Source organism: Mesonia sp. HuA40 (genome assembly GCF_008017835.1).
GTDB lineage: Bacteria > Bacteroidota > Bacteroidia > Flavobacteriales > Flavobacteriaceae > Mesonia.
Genome location: NZ_VRLT01000001.1, coordinates 1 through 3182 on the forward strand (window position 1 = coordinate 1; position 3182 = coordinate 3182).

The window sequence follows — 3182 nt, forward strand, 5'->3', positions numbered from 1 at the left end:
GTCTAAACAAGTGCTGTATAAAGTTAATTGCTCCCGGTCTTCTCCTTGTTGATATTCCATTTTTAAAGATAAAAAAATTTAAAAATATATCCTTAAAAAAAGACTGCAATAATGGCATGGTTTTGAGACAGTCTGACGGTCTTGTATATGAAAAGTAGCGGGTTTTACACACTAACTTTTCGGATTATAACTGACCTTTAATTTATTCATTTTGTTTTGATTAAGCGAATAAACCGCTATTTTTTATATACGTTGTTGGGCACAGTATTTATTTCCATAACTCACTTAATTTATCAATAATTTCATTATGAACATCGTTATACTCAGTTTTTTGTAATAAGCTGTATTTTTCAGTTAGCGTTATGGTTTTACATTTAAAATCTACACCATAAGTCTCGGCAAGTCCTAGTATTAATTGACTATCTTTTGGTTGATTTTCTTGAATGAATTTCATTATTTTATCAATATGTTCAATATCTTGGTCTTGTTGGTTTGGTGAATCCACTATTAAGGGAAAATAAGCCGAAGACGAAAATTTCTTCATAAGATGAAAAAAGGTAAAATAATAGGCTATTAATGCTCTTGGACGTGAACTGCCAGTCTCTTTAGCTTCGATTTTCGTAGTTATGGATTTGTATTCGTCTTCTGTTAATGAGTGAACATCTAATTTTTTTAGAAATGAGGTTAATTTAGTTCTGTAAAATCCTACTATTTCTTCCTTACGTTTTTTACTTTCAAATTCTTTAAGTCTTTTTTCAAGTTTTTCTTTTTGCAAAGTGTTTTCCACCAACGACTTTTGTAGAGAATCATAACGCTCTGTAAAAATTGTTTTAATCTGATTTTTACCCGAGCTTTCTATTACATCCTTGAGTTTAAGATTGCCTTTCTTTTCTTGTAAAATTTTATCAATTTTACTTACTTCACTTAGAGTAGAATTAAGTTTTTTGTTCTCGAAAGTAATTTTATCTTCAATTTCTTTTAATTCCTTCTGCAACTCGATAAGAAGGTCTTTACTCTTTTGTTCGTCTTGAGCAATTTCAAATCTTTCTGAAAAGGAATTTTCGTATTCTGCTCCACAAGTTGGGCATCCAACGACCTCTGGTAGTTTTTTGGAAGCAAACTCTAAATCTTTATGACTTTCTAGAATTGCCTGTTTTACAATATTTATTTGTGCGTCATATGAGGCTTTTAGGTGATACAAGTCGTGCAAATCCGATTTTAAATTATCTTCTTTCTTTTTAAGGGACTCCAACTCTGTTAGTAAAGCAGTTATCTCTTTTTTAAATTCGTCAATATTTATATTGAAATTGGTCTGAGATAATTTACTTTTTACGTCTTCTAAAATCTTACCAGTAAGCTTTTGTTCTTTTTCTGTTTCCTCAATCGCTTTTAAATATATGTCAATGTCCTTTTTTGTCTCATAATACTTATTTGGTCTAATGCCTGAGTGGTAAAAAATACATTGATTTCTATAGCTTTTAATCTGTTGTAAAGATTTAAATGAAGACCAACTTTTACTCCAACTTTCATCTTGGTCAACATAATATGGAAGTAGAAGATAGGCTGGTGGTGGAATGATAAAACCGCTATTTTGAGACTGAAATAAAGGATTGAAATCAAACAATTCGCTTAGAAATGGTGCAAGTTCTTTAGTTACAGAATCAAAAATTTGAATTAGAGTATTGTTCGCATCATAAATAGCAAATCTTTTACCATCTCTTAAGATTTGATATTTTGTATCATCCAACTCGAATTTTACAAGTGAGGTAACATTTGCATTTTTAAATTTTGCGTTTAAAAGTGGTTCTGCTCCAAACGTTCTATAAATGCTTTTAATCAGAGAGGATTTGCCTGTATGGTTCTTTCCATAAATTAGAGTTCTATGTTTATCGAAACTAACTCTCTTTGCTTTTTTCTCTTTTTGAGACAGCAATAGCATTTCCGATATGTATAATTTTTTCATTCTTTTTAACTCTTAAATTTCTGACAAGCTTTTTTAAATTACCTTTTTTATTCATTTATAATTTTGATTATAAGACACTTTATAAAATATTCATCGTAAAATGAGGATGAAACCTTTTGGTAACAATGATTTACAATTGTCAAAAGATTAGTCGACTCATTTATGAAACCGTTAGATACTTCTTCTTCGTAAATTTTTTGTACTTCCTTAATTAATTTTTCTAACGGAATTTTATTCGAGTCTTTTATCAATGTTGCCGTTACATCTCTCCAATATTTTTTAAATTTCATTAGGTCAATATATCCAATTCCACAAGATTCTAATGATAATTTAATTTCATCCCATTCTTGCTGGACACTTTTATATAAACCTGCTTTTTCTAAGAATTCTAGAAACTGTCTTTTGGAAATTCCCTTAATATCAATTAATTCTTCAAGATTCGTAATACTTTTATCTCCAAATGTATTTTCTGTTTGACGAGAAACTTCATTAAATACTTGTTTATATGCAAGCTCTGGATTAATGGTGTTTTCTGGATTAATTTTATTTATGAGCTTACTTAACTCTCCTAAACAATGAGTAGAACTATCTTTGTTGCTAAGTTTTGTTACCTGAAAGTTGGTTAATTTTTCAAATTCAGTTTTTGTTATTTTGTGTTCATCTTTGATAGCATCTTCCAATTCCTTTAAAACTGATTTCTCAAGTTCAGTTGCTCTTATTTTTGACCTTTTTAATGATTCCTCTCCATTGGCCAATTTTTTGAAGCTAAAACTTGAGTTTGAAATAAAATTTAATGAGTTGGTGTTTTTATTAAAGTTTATTTTGTTCAAATATAATTTCCCAGTAATTGATAATTTGTCTTTTTCTTTTTTGGTTAAAGCTTTTACTGTCCAATTTCCAGAGTCTTTAGACTTTATTTGGTAAAAATCCATTTTTTGTGGGTTCTTTTCAGAATCCAAAACGACTAAATCATCGTGAAAATCGAAAAGAAAAACATAGTCCTGACTTTTCTCGTGTACAGTCAATAATAGATATAGAGATAAGTCCTTTTGAAAGGTGTACTTTCGAGCAGTTTTACTTCCCGATTCCTCTCTTGGCTTTAATTTTAATATTTCTTGCTCTAGGTTCATTTATATTGTGCCCAACGGTCTTGTATATGAAAAGTAGCGGATTTTAAGCACTAAATTTTCGGAAAGCAAGATACTTAATTAAATGCAAA

2 protein-coding genes are annotated in these 3182 nt (G+C 29.4%); both read right to left on the bottom strand.

What is annotated here, in order from left to right; genetic code table 11:
* Positions 1-268: 268 nt before the first annotated feature.
* Entirely contained in the window at positions 269-1963 is a 1695-nt protein-coding gene (locus tag FT993_RS00005; protein WP_147860494.1) for a hypothetical protein, read from the bottom strand.
* A 47-nt stretch (positions 1964-2010) separates the two neighbouring features.
* Positions 2011-3093: a dsDNA nuclease domain-containing protein gene (locus tag FT993_RS00010; protein ID WP_147860495.1), complete on the bottom strand. Its 1083-nt coding sequence runs from the start codon at positions 3091-3093 to the stop codon at positions 2011-2013.
* Positions 3094-3182 lie beyond the last annotated feature (89 nt).